This window comes from Pseudomonas sp. RIT411 (assembly GCF_003057735.2).
GTDB lineage: Bacteria > Pseudomonadota > Gammaproteobacteria > Pseudomonadales > Pseudomonadaceae > Chryseomonas > Chryseomonas oryzihabitans.
The window spans coordinates 81,254-99,595 of record NZ_QBIZ02000011.1; the positions used below are offsets into that span (position 1 = coordinate 81,254).

General features: G+C 67.4%; 13 protein-coding genes and 1 pseudogene. 4 read left to right on the top strand and 10 right to left on the bottom strand.

Annotated features, from left to right (window positions below):
* Positions 1-1,058: 1,058 nt before the first annotated feature.
* On the bottom strand, positions 1,059-4,400 hold the full coding sequence (locus DBY63_RS25270) for a PAS domain S-box protein (protein ID WP_108582428.1): 3,342 nt from the start codon (positions 4,398-4,400) through the stop codon (positions 1,059-1,061).
* 244 nt (positions 4,401-4,644) lie between these two features.
* On the opposite strand from DBY63_RS25270, the gene DBY63_RS16015 reads away from it, so the two are divergent.
* The gene (locus DBY63_RS16015; RefSeq protein ID WP_044341647.1) at positions 4,645-5,028 is read left to right on the top strand and encodes a response regulator; all 384 of its coding nucleotides are present in this window, start codon (positions 4,645-4,647) and stop codon (positions 5,026-5,028) included.
* Here the strand turns inward: DBY63_RS16015 and DBY63_RS16020 are convergent.
* The 5 genes and pseudogenes from DBY63_RS16020 to DBY63_RS16040 form a co-directional block, all read right to left on the bottom strand.
* Positions 5,025-5,417, bottom strand: coding sequence for a response regulator (locus tag DBY63_RS16020; protein ID WP_042136947.1), 393 nt, complete (start codon positions 5,415-5,417; stop codon positions 5,025-5,027). The genes DBY63_RS16015 and DBY63_RS16020 overlap by 4 nt on opposite strands.
* 83 nt (positions 5,418-5,500) lie before the next feature.
* On the bottom strand, positions 5,501-6,508 hold the full coding sequence (locus tag DBY63_RS16025) for an NAD(P)-dependent alcohol dehydrogenase (RefSeq protein WP_108582429.1): 1,008 nt from the start codon (positions 6,506-6,508) through the stop codon (positions 5,501-5,503).
* 115 nt (positions 6,509-6,623) lie between these two features.
* Positions 6,624-6,998 (bottom strand): annotated as a pseudogene (locus DBY63_RS16030) (DUF4398 domain-containing protein); the annotation flags it as partial.
* A 29-nt stretch (positions 6,999-7,027) separates the two neighbouring features.
* Positions 7,028-7,459 (bottom strand): DUF4398 domain-containing protein, encoded by a 432-nt coding sequence (locus tag DBY63_RS16035; RefSeq protein ID WP_027600079.1) that lies wholly within the window; start codon positions 7,457-7,459, stop codon positions 7,028-7,030.
* 106 nt (positions 7,460-7,565) lie between these two features.
* A complete protein-coding gene (locus DBY63_RS16040) occupies positions 7,566-8,735 on the bottom strand; it encodes an HPP family protein (protein WP_037006749.1) in 1,170 nt (389 codons plus the stop codon).
* A gap of 258 nt (positions 8,736-8,993) precedes the next feature.
* Between DBY63_RS16040 and nhaA the strand changes: the two genes are divergently transcribed.
* Complete coding sequence (nhaA, locus tag DBY63_RS16045; protein ID WP_074585405.1) at positions 8,994-10,163, top strand: Na+/H+ antiporter NhaA; 1,170 nt, start codon at positions 8,994-8,996, stop codon at positions 10,161-10,163.
* Between the two features lie 12 nt (positions 10,164-10,175).
* Positions 10,176-10,553 carry a fluoride efflux transporter CrcB gene (crcB, locus tag DBY63_RS16050; RefSeq protein WP_027600082.1) on the top strand — a complete coding sequence of 126 codons (378 nt, stop codon included), beginning with the start codon at positions 10,176-10,178 and terminating at the stop codon, positions 10,551-10,553.
* A gap of 19 nt (positions 10,554-10,572) precedes the next feature.
* Here crcB and DBY63_RS16055 read toward each other — a convergent pair whose 3' ends face one another.
* Together DBY63_RS16055 and DBY63_RS16060 are read right to left on the bottom strand one after the other, a co-directional pair.
* Positions 10,573-11,616, bottom strand: a complete 1,044-nt coding sequence (locus tag DBY63_RS16055; protein ID WP_108582430.1) for an acyltransferase — start codon at positions 11,614-11,616, stop codon at positions 10,573-10,575.
* Between the two features lie 351 nt (positions 11,617-11,967).
* The gene (locus DBY63_RS16060; RefSeq protein WP_077171523.1) at positions 11,968-12,489 is read right to left on the bottom strand and encodes a hypothetical protein; all 522 of its coding nucleotides are present in this window, start codon (positions 12,487-12,489) and stop codon (positions 11,968-11,970) included.
* A gap of 233 nt (positions 12,490-12,722) precedes the next feature.
* Here DBY63_RS16060 and DBY63_RS16065 point away from each other — a divergent pair, with 233 nt between their 5' ends.
* On the top strand, positions 12,723-14,159 hold the full coding sequence (locus DBY63_RS16065) for a dihydrolipoyl dehydrogenase (protein ID WP_108582431.1): 1,437 nt from the start codon (positions 12,723-12,725) through the stop codon (positions 14,157-14,159).
* Positions 14,160-14,641: 482 nt separating this feature from the next.
* Here DBY63_RS16065 and DBY63_RS16070 read toward each other — a convergent pair whose 3' ends face one another.
* Both DBY63_RS16070 and DBY63_RS16075 read right to left on the bottom strand, forming a co-directional pair.
* Positions 14,642-16,585 carry a methyl-accepting chemotaxis protein gene (locus DBY63_RS16070; RefSeq protein WP_108582432.1) on the bottom strand — a complete coding sequence of 648 codons (1,944 nt, stop codon included), beginning with the start codon at positions 16,583-16,585 and terminating at the stop codon, positions 14,642-14,644.
* Between the two features lie 154 nt (positions 16,586-16,739).
* The gene (locus tag DBY63_RS16075) at positions 16,740-18,152 is read right to left on the bottom strand and encodes a sugar porter family MFS transporter (protein ID WP_042136962.1); all 1,413 of its coding nucleotides are present in this window, start codon (positions 18,150-18,152) and stop codon (positions 16,740-16,742) included.
* Between the last annotated feature and the right edge of the window lie 190 nt (positions 18,153-18,342).

The window sequence follows — 18,342 nt, forward strand, 5'->3', positions numbered from 1 at the left end:
AGCGCAGCGAAAGCCAACAGCGGGGATACCTCCGCGCTGGAGCGCCCTCACCCCAACCCTCTCCCTGGGGGAGAGGGGGCGGTGGAGTCCGGCGCGACCGCTTCCCGTAGGAGCGCCCCATGGCCGCGATCCAGCCGATGTCCTGGCGTAGCGTGGAAAACCGCGCAGCGTTTTCCACTGGGCAAGCCCCGCCTCCATTCGTGGATAAGGCTGCGCCGTTATCCACCCTACGGCCGAGATCGACCGCGTAGGTTGGGTTGAGCGCAGCGAAGCCCAACGGAGGGATATCTCTGCCCTGGAGCGCCTTCACCCCAGCCTTCTCCCAGGGGAGAGGGTTGGTCGAGCCTGGCGCGACCGCTTCCCGTAGGAGCGGCCCATGGCCGCGATCCAGCCGATGTCCTGGCGTAGCGTGGAAAACCGCGCAGCGTTTTCCGCTGGGCAAGCCCGGCTCCATCCGTGGATAAGGCTGCGCCGTTATCCACCCTACGGCCGCGTAGGTTGGATTGAGCGCAGCGAAGCCCAGCGGAGGGGACACCTCTGCGCTGGAGCGCCCTCACCCCAGCCCTCTCCCAGGGGGAGAGGGGGTGGTCGAGCCTGGCGCGACCGCTTCCCGTAGGAGCGGCCCATGGCCGCGATCCAGCCGATGTCCTGGCGTAGCGTGGAAAACCGCGCAGCGTTTTCCACTGGGCAAGCCCCGCCTCTATTCGTGGAAGGCTGCGCCGTTATCCACCCTACGGCCGAGATCGACCGCATAGGTTGGGTTGAGCGCAGCGAAGCCCAACGGAGGGGTACCTCTGCGCTGGAGCGCCCTCACCCCAGCCCTCTCCCAGGGGAGAGGGGCGGTCGAGCCTGGCGCGACCGCTTCCCGTAGGAGCGGCCCATGGCCGCGATCCAGCCGATGTCCTGGCGTAGCGTGGAAAACCACGCAGCGTTTTCCACTGGAACCTTCAGATTGAGCGTGGATAAGGTTAAAGCCGCTATCAACCTACGCCTCCCAACCGCCCCCTCTCCCTCCGGGAGAGGGCTGGGGTGAGGGATGATCCACTCGGACGCTGACCTCAGGTCCCTTCGATCAGATCGCGGATGCGCACCGCCAGGGCGTCCATGGCGAAGGGCTTGGTCATCACGTGCATGCCGGGCTCCAGGTGGCCGTTGCCGACCACGGCGTTCTCGGCGTAGCCGGTGATGAACAGCACCTTGAGGCCTGGGCGGCGCTGGCGGGCGGCGTCGGCCATCTGGCGACCGTTCATGCCGCCGGGCAGGCCGACGTCGCTGATCAGCAGGTCGATGCGCACGTCGGATTCCAGCAGGCGCAAGCCGGAGCTGGCATCCGCCGCTTCCAGGGCGGCGTAGCCCAGTTCCTCCAGCACCTCCACCACCAGCATCCGTACCGTGGGTTCGTCATCCACCACCAGCACCGTCTCGCCGTGGCCCTGGCGCGGCAGGCTCGGCTGGCTGGCGGCGAGGTCGACGCCGGTGGCCGCTTCGCGATGGCGTGGCAGGAAGAGGGTGACGCTGGTGCCCTGATCGACCTGGGAATGGATGCGCGCCTGGCCGCCGGACTGGCGCACGAAACCGTAGATCATCGACAGGCCCAGCCCCGTGCCCACCCCGATCGGCTTGGTGGTGAAGAAGGGATCGAAGGCCTTGGCGATCACCTCGGGCGGCATGCCGCAGCCGTTGTCGGTCACCGAGAGGGCGATGTATTCGCCCGCTTCCAGGTCGCGGACCCGGGCCATGCGCGCATCCAGCGCCCGGTTGGCGGTCTCGATGAAGATGCGACCGCCCTCGGGCATGGCGTCGCGGGCATTGATGCAGAGGTTGAGCAGGGCGTTTTCCAGTTGCGGCGGATCGACCAGGGTCGACCACAGCTCGCTGCTGGCCACCACCTCGATCTGGATGGCCGGACCCACCGTGCGACGGATCAGGTCTTCCATGCCGGCCACCAGGCGATTGACGTCGGTGGGCTTGGGATCCAGCGTCTGCCGGCGGGAAAAGGCCAGCAGCCGGTGGGTCAGGGCGGCGGCGCGGATGGCGGCGCCCTGGGCGGCGGTGGTGTAGCGCTCGAGATTGTTCAGCCGGCCCTGGCCGATGCGTACCGTGAGCAGGTCCAGACTGCCGACGATGCCGGCGAGCAGGTTGTTGAAATCATGGGCCAGGCCGCCGGTGAGCTGGCCGACCGCTTCCATCTTCTGCGACTGGCGCAACTGCTCTTCCAGCAGCGCCTGAGTCTCCGCGGCGTCCCTTTCCCGGGTGATGTCGCGCCCGGCGCCGGTGAGGCGATCCTGTTCGGTGTCCATCGACAGCGTCCAGGACAGCCAGCGCCAGCTGCCGTCCGCCGCCAGGACGCGGTTTTCCACCCGCGCCGGCAGGCCGCTGCGGCGCAGTTCGTCCAGTGCCACCAGCACCCCTGGCAGATCGTCGGGATGGATGAGTTCCCGGTAGGGGCGGCTGAGCAACTCGGCTTCGGAATAGCCCAGGCCGCGCGACCAGGAGGGACTCACCCGTAGCAGCTGCCCGTTGAAATCGGCGGTCAGCAGCAGATCCTCGCTGAGCGCCCAGAGCCGGTCGCGCTCGGCGGTGCGCGCCTGGACCTCCTGGCTGAGGCTGAGATTCTGCGCCTGGATCAGCGTCTGGGCGTCGCGCTGGGCGGTGACATCCTGGGCGAAGACATAGAAGCCATCCACCGCCCCGCGCGCATCGCGCCGCGGACGATAGTGGATGTCGGCGATGCGTCGGCGGCCGTCCGGCCAGGCCCAGGGCAGGTCCAGCCGCGCCGGGGTGCCGTCCAAGGCGGCCTGGATGGCCGGACGCCGAGCCGCGAACAGCTCCGGGGCGAAGACCTCGGCCATGCTGCGACCCAGGATGCTTTCCGGGGCGTCCTTGAACCACTTGGGCGCCTCGATGTTGGCGAAGCGATAGATCAGCTCGCGATCGACGAAGGCGATCAGGCAGGGCAGGGTGTCGGCCACCAGCCGCAGATTGAGTTCGCTGTCGCGCAGGGCGCGCTCAGCGGTCAGCCGCGCCGTCGCCGAGCGGGTGCGATTGGCGACCTCGCGGATGAATTGCACTTCGGCCGGCGTCCAGCACCGCGCTTGGCTGGCGCTGACATAGAGCAGGGCGACGAAATGGCCGTGCTCGAACAGCGGGGTGCTGACGAAGGCGCGGGTGTCCAGCCGTTGCATGGCGGCGAGGTTGTGGCAGGTGCGGGCATCCTCGCGCACATCTTCGATGGCCACGGTCTCGCCGCGCTTGAAGTCCTCGATGCAGCTGCCATAGTCGCGGAAATTCAGGGTGCCCATCAGGCTGCCGGCGGCCGGGATCGTCCAGTCGCGTTCCACGCTGATGGTCTCGGCGTCGGCGTCCACCAGGCCGTAGCCCACCCGCTGGGCGTCCAGCAGGGTGCCCAGCACTGTGCAGGCCAGCTCGGTGACCGCCTCGATGTCGTTGAGGTGGCTGAAGCCTTCGCCCAGCTCTGCCAGGGCGCGGCGATAGCGCTCTTCGTCGCGGGTCGCCTGGGCGGCCTGCTCGCGTTCGGTGACATCCAGGAACAGCACCAGGAAGCTCTCCGCGCCGGCCTTGTGCGCATGACCTTCGTACCAGCGCCCGTTGGCCTGGAATTGCCGCACGTAGCTGAACGACTGGCCGGTATCCACCACCCGGGTGAAATCCTCCACCCAGAGGTCTTCGAGTTCGGGAAACAGGGTCCGGGCGGTCTGGCCGATCGCCTGCTCCGCGCTCAGGCCGAAGTGCGTGCACCAGGCTCGGTTGACCTGGTCATAGCGCCAGTCGCAGCCGCGACCTTGCTCATCGCGCAGAATGGTGCCGAGGATGAAGCCCTCGTCCAGTTGCTCGAACAGACCGCGCCAATAGCGCTCGCTTTCCGCCAGTTTCTGCTGCACCTCGCCCACGTGGCGCTGGCTGTCACGCAGGGCCTGGCCGGCCAGATGCTGGGGCGTACGGTCGCGCAGGATCTTGACGAAGCCGGTATGGCGGCCGGCGTCGTCGTGCAGCGGATGCATCTCGCCGCTGGCCCAGAAGCGGGTGCCGTCGCGTCGCAGGTGCCAGCGTTCGTCTTCGGCGCGACCGTCCTGCAGCGCCAACCGCATTTCCAGCGCGGCCCGGCCGATCTGGTTGTCCTCGGGGGTGAAGAAGCGCTCGACCGGCGCGCCGCGAATCTCTGCGGCGGTCCAGCCCAGCAGGCGTTCGGCGCCGCTGTTCCAGTCGGTGATCACCCCGGCCGGATCGAGCACGATCATGGCGAAATCGATGGCACCATCAAAGATCGCCAGACGCCGCTGGGCGTCCTGGGGCGGCAGCGCGGTGCACTGGTCGAGCGCGGCGCGGAGGCGACGGACTTCGGCCTGGAGTTCAGCGTGGGAGAGAGCGGATTCAGCCATGGGGTCGTTCGAACGCGTGAGCAGCGGAAGCGGACGGCGGTGACGTCCGGCGAGAGCCTTAGAGTAAGAGAGTCGGGCGATGGCTAGCGATCTGCCAGCACCTTTTTCCGACAGACAGGGAATTAAGTAGCCGTTACGGCATCAGACAAGTGCCGGCACCCGGCTGCCAGCCGCCCATCCGAGCCTTGTGATCCAATTCGAGAAATTTCGGTCTATTTAGTCGTACTAATGAAGTAGCGTTGCCATGACCGATGTAGTTTCTTCCACTGCTGTTACCACCGTGCTGGTCGTCGAAGACGATCCGGTGCTGAGATCGCTGGCGACGGAGGTGTTCGAGATGGAAGGTTATGCCGTCCAGTCCTTCGATACCGCCGACGCCGCCTGGGGTTGGCTCGAGTCCGATCCCTTACCGCCCGATCTCCTGTTCACCGACGTGCGCATGCCGGGTCGGCTGGACGGACTCGCCCTGGCCAAACAGGTGCGTCAGCGCTTTCCACAATTGCCGATCCTGGTGTCCTCCGGCTATACCGGCCAGCAGTACGCCGAGCGCGAGGAGCGGGCGCTGTTCCTGCCCAAGCCCTGGACCATCGACCAGTTGCTCAAGGCCTGCGGCCAGCTGGGTGTCTAGCCCGTCGCCTGGCGTGCCCGTGCCAGGCGTACCGCCGAATCCACCTCGTCCAGCGTCCAGGGCTTCTGCAGGAAGATCACCTGCTCGGGCAGCGCCGTGGTGATCTCGTAGCCGTAGCCCGAGGTGATCACCATGGGCAGCGCGGGCCAGCGCTGCAACAGCATCTCCGCCAGTTCGCCGCCACGCAGCTGACCGGGCATCAGGTGGTCGGTGATCACCAGCCCGGGGCTTTGCTGCTGCTGGAGCAGATGCACCAGGGCGTCGTCGGCGTTGTCGAAGCGAACACAGGTCCAGCCCAGTCGCTCTTCGAGGTGATTGCTCAGCAGTTCGGCGAGCAGCCCGTTGTCTTCGATGACGACGAGATAGGGGAGGGGATCAGGCGAGGTCATCGGGACTTCCGGAACGCGATGAGACGATCCCGGAAGTCTAGCAGAGGCCTGCTGGGCTCAGTCTGGCTTTCGTCTGACCATTATCAGAACTCCAGGACGATCTTGCCGAAATGGCTGCCGTCCTTCTGGAAGGCGAAGGCCGCGGCGATCTCGTTCAGCGGGTAGCTGCGATCGATGACCGGCTTAATCCCGGTGCTTTCCAGGGCGCGAATCATCTCCTGCTGATGGCGACGACTGCCGACGATCAAACCCTGCAGTCGCTGGTGGCGGCGCATCAGGTTGGCGGTGGGGACCTGGCCCTCGACGCCGGTGAGCACCCCGATCAGCGCCAGATGGCCATGGATGCGCGCGGCCTGGATGGACTGCGCCAGGGTCGCCGGACCGCCCACCTCCACCACGATGTCGACGCCACGCCCGCCGGTGATGGCCTGCACCTTGGCGCCCCATTCCGGCTCTTCACGGTAATTGATCAGGTGATCGGCGCCCAGGGCATAGGCGCGCTGCAGCTTTTCGTCCGAGGACGAGGTGGCGATCACCGTGGCGCCCATGGCCTTGGCCATCTGCAGGGCGAAGATGGAGACGCCGCCGGTCCCCATGACCAGCACGCTGTCACCGGCCTTGAGGCCACCGTCCACCACCAGGGCGCGCCAGGCGGTCAGCCCGGCGGTGGTCAGGGTCGCCGCCTCGGCATGGCTGTAGCCCTTGGGCGCGCGGGTGAAGGCGGTGGCTGGACGTACCACCACCTCGCAGGCGAAGCCGTCGACGCCATCGCCGGGCGTGGTGGAAAAGTCATCGATGGGCGGCTCGCCGTCCAGCCAGTGGGGAAAGAAGGTCGAGACCACGTGATCGCCCACGGCGAATTCGCTGACCCCGGCGCCCACCGCCTCGACCACCCCGGCGCCATCGGACATGGGAATGCGCCCATCGGCGGTCGGCATCTTGCCCAGCACCACGCCCAGGTCATGGAAATTCAGCGAACTGGCCTTGATCCGCACCCGGATCTCGCCAGCCCCCGGCTGCCCGGGATCGGGTAGTTCGCAGGGCTCCAGCTGGTCCAGACCACCGGGTTTGCGTAGGCGTATGGCGTGCATGAGAAATCCTCCGGACTGTGGCGAGCAGGACGCTCGCGGGTCAGTAGAGGACCACGGCAGGGGGCGCAGGATTCCCGCCAGGGGACCTGCGCCCTGGACCTTACTTGATCGCCTTCTGCAGTTGCTGCAGCTGCTGGGTGCGGGTGTTGAGGCGGGCTTCGCCGCGTTCGGCGTCGACCTTTTTCAGCTCGGCTTCGGCCATGCGCAGCTTGATGGTCTGCATGGCGGTCTGGATGCGTTGCTGGGTCAGGTAGGCCAGCTGGTCGACGGTGCGCTCGTTCTCACCGTCCTTGTAGGCCTTGTCGGCCTTGGCCAGCCAGGTGCCGGCGTCCTTGGTTTCCAGCGCTGCCAGCTGGGTGGCCTGGGGCTGGGATTCGAGAGCGGCGTAGTCGTTGCGCGCCTTTTCCAGATTGGGGTTGGGCGGGGTGGCGCAGGCGGCCAGGGTGAGGGTCAGCGCCGACATCAGCGGGAGCAGAAAACGTTTACGCATGGTTTCGTCCTTCAAGAGAGCGGGCAGCCTTACTGCTGCACCTTTTTCTGTAGATTCTGTTGCAGCTGGAGGTTGATCTGACCTTCCTCACGGATCTGCTGGATGCTGTTCTGGGCATCCTGCAGCGCCGCCTGGGCCTTGGCGGCCTGGGTCTTGCGGGTCGCCAGACGGGCATCCCACTCGGCCTGCTCGGCCAGGCGCTTGGCCTCGTCGTATTTCTCGTTGGACAGGGCGGCCTGGGCCTGGGTCCACTTGTCCTGGGCCGACTTGGTCTCGATGGGGGCGAACTGGTTGCCGCCGCCGCTCACGGCTTCGTTGACGGCGGACTGGGTCACGGCCATCTGCGCGGTCGGCGGGTTGCCGGCGCAGCCCGCGAGCAGCAGACCGCCGCCCAGGACCAGGCTGGCGAGCAGCGCACGAGGCGCGGAGAACGAAGAGGCACGAGCGGGACCGGTTTTCATCCGAACATTCCTGGCAGGTCGCCCGGAATGGGCGACAGTGCCTTTGAGACGACGAAAACGCGGCGAGGTTCGCTGCAGAACCCCAGCCGAGGGCGGCTCGCTGCGGTCAGGCCCGTACCGCCTGGTACAGCGCGCGGATCAGATCCGACTGGGTGATGATGCCCACCAGGCGGCGCGAGCCGTCGATGATGGGGATGTGGCGGTGGCCGTTCTCGGAAAACACCGGCACCAGATCGATCAGCAGGCGGTCGGCGCTGGCCACCCGCACGGTACGGGTCATGATGTGACCGACACTGTTTTCCTCCTGGCGCGTGCGCGGGCGGACCAGCGATCTCAGGCGCCAGCCGAGGCCTTCGTGGACGTCCAGATCGATCTGCCGCATGAAGTCGGCGACGGTGACGATGCCCAGCAGATGACCCTGGCGATCCACCACCGGCAGCGCCTTGATGCGCCGGGCGCGCATCAGCGCCCAGGCTTGCTGCAGCGGCATCTCGGCGCGGGCCGTCACCGGTTCGTGGCTCATGACGTCGGCGCAGCGCAACTCGCCCATCTTGCGCTGGTAGGCGCGCGCCTCCACCTGTTCGAGCAATTCGGCGAGGTCGTCGCGGCTGATGTCCAGCACCTGGTTGTAGCGTGCCAGCACGGCGTCGAGGTCGGCGCGCTGCAGGCGCGTCTCGCCACTCGGCTCGGCCGGGCGCGGCACATGGGGCCAGGGGCGGCGGGTCAGGTTGTTGTAGAGCAGGCCTGCGCTCACCAGCAGCAGCGAATCCAGCGCCACCGGACTCCAGGCGTAGCTGAAGTCCTGGGCGCCGATCAGCACCATCAGCAGCGCCGAGGCGCCACCCGGCGGGTGCAGGCAGCGCAGGGTGAACATGGCGGCGATGGCGAGGGCGACCGCCACGGCGGCGGCCAGGTTGGCCTCGGGAATCCACAGCGCGCAGGCGATGCCGATCAGCGCCGACAGGGTGTTGCCGCCCACCACCGACCAGGGCTGCGCCAGCGGACTGGAGGGCAGGGCGAACACCAGTACGGCGCTGGCGCCCAGCGGCGCCACCAGCGCCAATGCCAGGGCGCCATGCTGATGCACCGGCTGGCCTTCCAGCCACCAGGCGGCGAGCAGGGCCGCGAGCAGGATGCCGAGGCCGGCGCCGAGGCTGGCGCGCAGCCGCTCGCGTCCGTCGATGGGCAGCGGCGCCGGCCAGAAGGCGCGCAGGCCCTGGACCAGGCGGGCGAAGAGAGACGGCGAAGGCGACGGCGTAAGGGGTTCCTGGGACATGGGAGAGGCAGCTGCTGGGCAGAACGAGGGCGCTGATGGTCCCTCCTGGGCGCAGCCCTGGCAAGACCGGCGCGGCGCGCTCGGCGCCCGGGTCGACGGCCAGGCGGCGACCCAGAGCGGCTGCCGTCTCCAGGCGATTTTCTGCTGCGACCGCCGGGGCTGCCGTAGTAGGATCATCGGCTGGGTGTCGCCGCAGCCACGCGGTAGGACAGGTTGAATCGAGCGCAGGTCGGGCCGCCGCGCGGAGTACGGCTGCCCATGAACTCTCCCCTTTCTCCGGCCAGGGCCCTGGCCTATCTCAATCGCTTCGTCGCGGCCGAAGCGGCCGGTGGTGTCGTGCTGATGGTAGCCGCCGCCATCGCCCTGATCGTCGCCAACTCGCCGCTGGCCGAGGGCTATTTCGCCAGTCTGCACTGGTACGTCGGTGGCCTTTCGCTCGGTCACTGGATCAACGACGGCCTGATGGCCATCTTCTTCCTGCTGGTGGGGCTGGAGATCAAGCGCGAGATGGCGGTCGGCCAACTCGCCAGCTGGGGCGATCGCGCCCTGCCGGGGCTCGCCGCCCTGGGCGGCATGCTGGTGCCGGCACTGCTCTATGCCCTGGTCAATCGCCACGATCCCCAGACCCTCTCGGGTTGGGCGATTCCCGCCGCCACCGACATCGCCTTCGCCCTGGGCGTGCTGTCGCTGCTGGGTTCGCGGGTGCCGGTGTCGCTCAAGGTGTTTCTCTCCGCCCTGGCGATCCTCGATGACCTCGGCGCCGTGCTGATCATCGCGCTGTTCTACACCAGCGACCTCTCCAGCAGCATGCTGCTGGCCGCGGCCGGTCTGGTGGCGGTGCTGTTCGTGCTCAATCGCCTCAAGGTCACCGCCCTGTTGCCCTATCTGCTGGTGGGGGCGCTGCTATGGTTCTGCATGCTGCGTTCGGGCATCCATGCGACCCTGGCCGGGGTGATCCTGGCGCTGTTCATTCCCCTGGGCGACACCGAGGCCGACGACGCCTCGCCGCTGCTCAAGCTGGAGTCCGCGCTGCATCCCTGGGTGGCCTTCCTGATCGTGCCGCTGTTCGGCTTCGCCAATGCCGGGGTCTCCCTGGCCGGGATGTCGCCGGCCAATCTGCTGGATCCGGTGCCCCTGGGCGTGACCCTGGGGCTGTTCCTTGGCAAGCAGATCGGGATTTCCCTGATGGCGGTGCTGGCCATCCGCAGCGGTCTGGCGCGGTTGCCCGAGGGTGCCAGCTGGCTGCAGCTCTATGGCGTGGCGCTGCTCTGCGGCATTGGCTTTACCATGAGCCTGTTCATCGGCGCCCTGGCCTTTCCGGGGGCGCCCTTCCTGGTCGACGAGGTCAAGATCGGCGTGCTGCTGGGGTCGCTGCTGTCGGCCCTGGCGGGCGTTGCCGTTCTGCTCCTCGCCGCCCCTCGCCGTTGAGAGGAGTCTGAGATGCCCTATGCGCTGTTCGCGGTGATGTTTGGCGGTGCCCTCGGCAGCGCCTGTCGCTGGTGGGTCGGTCTGCGGCTGAATGCGCTGTTTCCGCTGCTGCCCCTGGGCACGCTGCTGGTCAATCTGGTCGGCGGCTTCGTGATCGGCCTGGCGCTGGGGCTGTTCTCCCGTTATCCGGGGCTGGAAGCCCAGTGGCGCCTGCTGCTGGTGACCGGCTTCTGCGGTGGCTTCACCACCTTCTCGACCTTTTCCGCCGAGGTGGTGGGACTGCTGCAGAGCGGCCGCCTGGGCTGGGCGGCGCTCACCGTGACCATCCATGTGCTGGGCTCGCTGCTGCTGACCCTGGCCGGTTTCGCCCTGGCCGGTCGCCTCGGCTGAGACGCCCGGCCAGCTGGCCTCAGGCCGGCGCCACCGGGGCCTGGCGCCGCGGCTTGAATCTCAGCGCCGGCGCCTCGATCAGGTGCCAGGAGAGCACCGCGAACCCCAGGGTCAGGACATAGCTCACCAGCAGGAAACCGGGCAGCGAGAAGCTGTCGGGAAACCAGTGCATGAGCAGTTGCTGGACCGGAAAGTTGAACAGGTAGAGGCCGTAGGAATAGTCGCCGAAGCGGCCGAAGCCATGCAGCACCGGTACCTGCACCTGGGCCAGGTAGATGATCACATAGGCCAGCGACACCAGGTGGATCACCGGCAGGACGTGCCAGACGATGGCCGCCAGCGACAGCAGGCAGAGCGCCAGGGCGATCTCCAGGCGCCAGGGGATGCGCGGTCCCGCGAGTTGCAGCAGGGCGCCGGCGAAAAAGAACATGCCCAGGCTGAACACCTTGTGCAGCACGAAGCTGGCGATGCCCATCTGCGGCAGCAGCAGGAAGTTGCCCAGCACCAGCACCACCAGGGTGGCCATGACCACCGAGCGGGTCAGCAGCCCCAGCACCCCGATGATCAGCAGCGACAGGTACATGAACACCTCGTAGGGCAGGGTCCAGTAGCTGCCGTTCACCGTGTCCGGAAAGGGATTGCCGGTGAAGACGCCGGGCAGTTCGAAGCGCGTCATCAAGAGGATGTTCTTGAAGAAGCCCAGGGTCTGGCGATCGCTGAAGTAGGCGCTCGTTTCCCAGCTGGTGGCCAGCCAGCCCACCACCAGCACCGAGAACAGCACCGAGACGATCAGCGCCGGAAAGATCCGCAGGGCGCGCTTGAGCAGAAAGTCCAGAGGATTGCGACTGCGCTGGAAGGACGCCGTGATCAGGAAGCCGCTGATCACGAAGAACACATAGACGGCGATGTTGGCCGCGTCGGTGAAGCCGGTGAAGTTGAGGATCGGCTCGGCGCCGATATGCCCCGAGAGCCAGAAGCCGTGGCCGATCACCACGGTGGAAGCTGCGGCGAATCTCAGGAAATCGAAATTGTTGCGTCCCTGGGGGACGTGGGCGGTAGTCATGTCTGCTCCTCGCAGCCGTGGCCCATGCCGCGGCCACCCTCCGGGAGCGGACTCCGGCTGGACGGCGACGCGAACGGCATCGGCAGAGACGCCCGTCGTGAGACGCGCGCAGGCAAAGGCCGCTGCCGGCTGGGCCGGCAACGAAAGGACGACAGCCGACACGATCAGCGAGATCGGCCGGCCGGCGAGGGCAGGGGTGCTATGGGGGGCTGAGCGGCGCGAAAGCGGGCGTCATGCGCCAGGACTCCGGAAAAGCGGTACCGCACGCGGGAACGGGGGCGGCGAGACGCGCGCAGGCGAACGGGGTCTGGGGCCTCCCGGCCGCCCCGGTCATTGCGTGCGCCTCGCTCATCAGGCGCTGGCCTGCAGCGGCTGGTCGTGCACGTCTTGCGACTGTTCCAGGGCGAAGGGTTCCTGGGCGAAGTAGAGGGCGGCGCTCTGGCGGGCGTGATCGCCGAATTCATGGGGATGGCGCATGACGATCCGCTCGAAGGCGCCCGGCTCCAGGCCGTCTTCATAGAAGCCGTTGTGGCACTGCAGGATGCCCGAGGCGCAGACGCTGCGCTCGACCGCGGCGATCAGGCCGCCGGCCCTGAGGCTCTTGACGATGTTGTGCGGCAGCCGCTGGCGGCGGCGCAGACTGGCGGCGGTGTCGCTGAGGGTATCGAGGATCTCGGTCTCGGCGGGCGTCAGCTTGCGTACGTCCAGCTTGGACTTCTGCACCAGGTAGCGACGGGAGAGCAGGCGGGCCTGGTCGTTGAGGGCCTTGAGCACCGCGCCGCTGAGTTCACCGCGGGTGAACAGGCCGGTTTCCAGGGCGATCAGATAGGACCAATCGTTGATGAGCGGAATCTTGCTGATGTCACGTTCCATGTGAGTGCCTGCGTCCATTTAAGTTGGCTAATTGAGGATAGGACACCCTCAATGGTTCCAGATGGCCAGTATAAGGTGACGAGTGGCATGGAATTTGACGCTCCTGACAAGAATTGTCGGTTTTTTGTCGAAGTGGGTCACGCCTTGGGGATGCAACCTCAACGTTGCGCTTGGGGTCCCTTGCTGGAGCCCTGGCGCGAGTCGGGTAACCCTTCACAACGTCAGGTGATGAGATGAGTGACCCTGCAGCCGCTACGACCCCCGCCGATCTCGAATGTGATGTCGCCGTGATCGGGGCCGGAACCGCCGGCCTCGCCGCCGAACGCGCCGCCCGCCGCCAGGGCGCGCGCACCCTGCTGATCGACGACCGCTGGGCCGGCACCACCTGTGCCTCCGTGGGCTGCATGCCCTCCAAGCTGCTGATCGTCGCCGGGGAGGCTCATCATGCCGTCCGCCGCGCCGGCACCTTCGGCATCGAGGTAGGCAGCGTCGGCGTCGATGGCGCGGCGGTCATGGCGCGGGTGCGGCGCGAGCGCGATCATTTCGTCGCCGCCACCAAGGAGGGTTTCGCCAAGTTGCCCGAGGGCGTGGCCCAGCGAGCGACGGCGCGCTTCGTGGCGCCGGATCGCCTGCAGCTCAGTAATGGTAAGACGATAAGCGCCCGCAGCGTGATCATCGCCACCGGCTCCTACCCTCTGGTGCCGGAACCCTTCGACGCCCTCGGCGAGCGGGCGCTGACCAACGAGACGATCTTCGAACTCCCCGATCTGCCGCGCTCCCTGGCCGTGATCGGCACCGGCCCGGTGGGCCTGGAACTGGCCCAGGCCATGGCCCGCCTCGGTGTGGCCGTCACCCTGTTCGGCCAGGACGATGGCCTGGGCGCGCTGGAGGACCTGGAGGTCAAGGCCGAGTTGCGCAAGATCCTGGAGCAGGACCTGACCCTGTACCTGAACGTTGAGGTGGATGCCCGGCGGGAGGGCGAGGGCGTGCGACTGTCCTGGTCCGGTGCTGCGACCGGCGAGGGCGACTTCGATTATGTGCTGGTAGCCGCCGGGCGACCGCCGCGGCTGAAGGGCCTGGGGCTGGAGACCACAGGCATCGAGCTGGACGACCATGGCACCCCGGTTTACGACCCCGAGACGATGCAGTGTGGCGCTTCGTCGATCTTTATCGCCGGCGATGCCGACCATGACCGGCCGATCCTCCACGAGGCCTCCGACGAGGGCGCCATCGCCGGGCACAATGCGGCCTGCTATCCCGAGGTCCGACCGACCCCGAGATCGCCGCTGTTTTCGCTGATCTTCACCGATCCGCCGGTGGCCGTGCTGGGCAGTCCGCCCGACCGGGGCAGTCTGATCGGCACCTCTTCCTACCACGACCAGGGCCGCGCCCGGGTCGAGGCGCGCAACCAGGGCATCGCCCGTTTCTACGCCGAACCGGGTACCGGCAAGCTGACCGGCGCGGCCATGGTCGGACCGGGCATGGACCATATCGGCCATCTGCTGGTGCTGGCGCTGATCCACGGCGAGACCGCCAGCTCGCTGCTGGACATGCCCTTCTACCACCCTACCCTCGAAGAAGGCCTCAAGAGCGGCCTGCGCGAGATCTGCAAGGCTGCCCACAGCAACCTGCGTGGCGATCGCGACCAGGGTTTGCCGTCCGGGGCTTGAGGGGGGCTGTTGGGCTCGATCCGCCAGTGGAAAAGGCTGCGCCGTTTTCCACGCTACGGTTTGGCTGAAGGAACCCTCTCCCAGGGGGAGAGGGGGCTGTCCGGCGCAGCGGGGAGGTTCAACGTCCGTAGGGTGGATAACGGCGCAGCCTTATCCACGCGTCCCCGAACGCCAGGCCATAAAAAAGCCCCGCCGGGATTATCCGTGGCGCTTCTGCTACCACCAGCCCCGTAGGTTGGGTTGAGCGCAGCGAAGCCCAACGAGATGCCCGACCAGCCAGCGGAAAGGCTGCGCCGTTTTCCACGCTACGGTTCGGCTGAAGGCCCCCTCTCCCAGGGGAGAGGGGGCTGTCCTGCGCAGCAGGGAGGTTCAACGTCCGTAGGGTGGATAATGGCGCAGCCTTATCCACGCGTCCCGGAATCCCGGCCAACAAAAAGCCCCGGGGGATCACCCGCGGGGCTTCTGCTACCGCCAAACAGTCATCAGGCCTTGAAGCGCCGCACCAGGCCGTCCAGTTCGCCCGACAGTTGCGACAGGCGCGAGGAGTCGCGGGTGGTGGACTGGGCCAGGCCTTCCACCTGCTGGGCGTCGTCGTGGATCTGGGCGATGTGGCGGTTGATGTCCTCGGCCACCTGGTGCTGTTCCTCGGCTGCCGCGGCGATCTGCAGGGCCTGGTCGCGGATCTCGTCCACCGACTGGCGGATGCCTTCGAAGCTGCCACGCGCCTCGCTGATGGAGGCCACGCTGGTCTGCGACAGCTCCAGGCTGGTCTCGATCTGGCGGGTGACCTCCTGGGTGCGCCGCGCCAGGCTGCCGAGCAGGCCGTCGATCTCGCCGGTGGAGTCGGCGGTGCGCTTGGCCAGGGCCCGCACCTCGTCGGCCACCACGGCGAAGCCACGCCCCTGCTCACCGGCCCGCGCTGCTTCGATGGCGGCGTTGAGCGCCAGCAGGTTGGTCTGTTCGGCGATGCCGCGGATGGTGTCGAGGATGGTGTTGATGTTGTGGCTGTCCTGCTCCAGCACCGCCATGGCCTGGGCCGACTGGGCCAGGCTGCCGCTGAGCTGGTTGACGTTGCCGGTGGCCTTCTCGATCTGGCCGTAGCCTTCCTGCACCTTGTGATGACCGGCGTCGGCGGAGGCCGCGGCCTGGCTGCAGGAACGCGCGACCTCGTTGGAGGTGGCGACCATCTCGTTGAAGGCGGTGGACACCAGCTCCACGGCTTCGCGCTGGCGACCGGCGACCTCGTTCATGCTGGCCGCCGCCTGGGTGGTGGTCTGCGAGGCCTGCTGCAGGTCGTTGGAGGCCTGGCCGATGCGCTGCACCAGCTGGCGGATGCTGGCGAGGAACTGGTTGAACCAGCCGGCCAGGGTGGCGGTTTCGTCTTTGCCCTGCACGGTCAGGCTCTTGGTCAGGTCGCCTTCGCCCTGGGCGATGGATTCGAGGCCGGCAGAGACGCCACGGATCGGCCGCACGATCATGCCGGCGAAGGCGGCGCCGAGCACGGCGAACAGCAGTGCCAGCACCGCGGTGATGCCGGCGATCTGCCAGGTCAGGGCGGTGGCCTTGCCCATGACTTCGCTGCGCTCGATCAGACCGATGAATTTCCAGCCCAGATCCTTGGCCGGATAGACGTTGACCATGTAGTCGGTGCCGTTGAGATTGACCTCACCCAGGCCGCTCTGGATGCCGCTGAGGGTCTGGTAGGCGTCACCCAGCTCCTTGAGCTGCTTGAAGTTGTGCTTGGGGTCGCGCGGGTCGACCAGCACGTTGCCGCTGTCTTCCACTAGCAGCAGGTAGCCGCTCTGACCCAGGGTGATGCTCTTGACCAGATCGGTGAGCTGCTTGAGCGAGATGTCCAGGCCCACCACGCCGCGGACCTTGCCGCTGGCGTCTTCCATGGTCCGCACCACACCCATCAGCGAGACGTCGTCGGTGGCCCAGTAGTAGGCCGGGGTGCGCACCACCCTGCCGGGATTGTTCATGGCCGCCTGGTACCAGGGGCGCACGCGCGGATCGTAGTTGGCCAGCTTGGCGTCGTCCGGCCAGCTGACGTAGCCGCCATCGGCCAGGCCGACCGACAGGTAGGCGGTGGTGGGGTGGGTCTTGGCGAAGCGGGTGAAATAGGCCAGCGCCTGCTGGCCGGCTTCCGGCTGCGGCAACTGGGCGGCGTCGGCGCCGCTGTAGTTCTTCAGGCCTTGCAGCGCGACGATGTTCGGCTCCTTGGCGAGGAAGTCGACGTTCTGCTGGATGCCGGAGAAGAACTGCTGGATGTTGCGATCGATCTGGCGGATTTCGCGCCCGCTGCCGTCGAGGAAGTCGCCGGTGGCCTGGCTGCGCACGTTCATGATGACCACGCCCGCCACCAGGATCACCGGGAGGCAGGCGGTTACCGCGAAAAGCGAGGTGAGTTTCTGCTTGATGTTCATCGAAAGCCCCGGTCGCGCCCTGGCGCGAAGAATGACGGCGACATGCCTTCACTCTGCATCGGCCCGGATAAGTCCGACTTGATACGGGATGAGAAATTATTCCATTTGGTCCGTAGCAAGCCGGAAAATCGCCGATCGGTCGGCTAACGACCCGCTATAACTCTTTCTTCAGATGACGTTCGATTTCTTCCAGGGACTTGCCGCGGGTCTCCGGCAGGCAGAAATAGACGAACAGCAGCGAACCCAGGTTGATGGCGGCGAAGACATAGAAGGTGTAGTTGCCGATGGCTTCCAGGGCCACCGGAAAGCTGAAGGCCACGGTGGCGTTGCACAGCCACTGCACGGCCACCGCCACCCCGGTCAGCAGGCCGCGGACCTGGTTGGGAAACAGCTCGGACATCAGCAGCCAGTAGACCGGCGCGATGCACATCTGCATGAACAGCAGGAACACCAGGATGCAGGCCAGCGCCAGGTAGCTCTGGGTGAGGTCCTGCGGCAGCCACAGCAGCACGCTGCCCAGCGCCAGTTGCGCCACGACCACGATCACCAGGCCGATCAGCAGCAGGGTACGGCGTCCGGCGCGGCCGATGGCCCAGATGCCGAGCAGGGTGGCGATCACCGAGACCACGCCGTTGCCGATGGTGGCGGTGAGGGCCGCGCTGGTGCCCATGCCGGTGCTCTTGAGGATGATCGGCGTGTAGTACATGAAGGCGTTGACCCCGGTGAACTGGGCGACGAAGCCCAGGCCGATGCCCAGCAGGAGCAACTTGACCACCCAGCCCTGGCTCAGCAATTCGCGCAATGGCGGGCGATGCCTGGCCTGCTCCTCGCTCTCGCGCATCTCCTCCACCTCGCGCTGCACCTCCTCGGGGGTGTCGCGCAGGCGTTCCAGCACGGCTTCGGCTTCTTCGATGCGGCCCTTGGCCGCCAGCCAGCGCGGCGAGGTGGGCAAGAGGAAGGTGCCGGCGAACAGCAGGATGCCCGGCACCATGGCGATGGCCAGCATGTAGCGCCAGATGCCGTTGTCGTGCACCAGCCAGGCGAGCAGGGCGCTGAGCACATAGGCCAGCAGCTGGCCGCTGACGATCATCAGTTCGTTGCGACTCACCAGGCGCCCGCGGCGCTTGGGGCCGGCGATCTCGGCGATGAACACCGGCACCGTGGCCGAACCGCCGCCCACCGCCAGGCCGAGCACGAAGCGGGCGACCACCATCAGCTCCACCGAGGGCGCCACCGCGGTGCCCAGGGCGCCGACGACGAAGAGGATCGACAGCAGGCGCAGGGTGGTGCGGCGGCCATAGCGATCGGCGAGATAACCCGCCGCCAGCGAGCCGAAGGCCGCGCCGACGATCAGGGCGGCGGTGACCAGCCCCTCGGTGTAGGCATTGAGGCCCAGGCCACCCTGGTCGGGCGGCAGGGTCATGAAGGGCAGGGCGCCGGCGATGATGCCGGTGTCGTAGCCGAAGGCCAGGGCGCCCATGGTGGCGACCAGCACGGTAATGAAGATCAGCCGGCGGGCCGAAGCCTTCTGGTCGGGGTCGACGGCGGGGGAAGCGGAAGCGGACATGGCAGAGCGGGATCCTGGCAAGACACGAAAGGGGCCGGCGAACCGGGCGCCCCCAGGCCAGCGAAGCGAACGAATGCAACGTTTCGAGTCAGCGAAGGGGCGCCACGAGTGCAGGCGTGGGGGATTAGGGCGGGGATGCCGGCTGGAGTTCCCCAGGGCGCGCGGCAGTCCCCTTCCGACCAACGGGCCG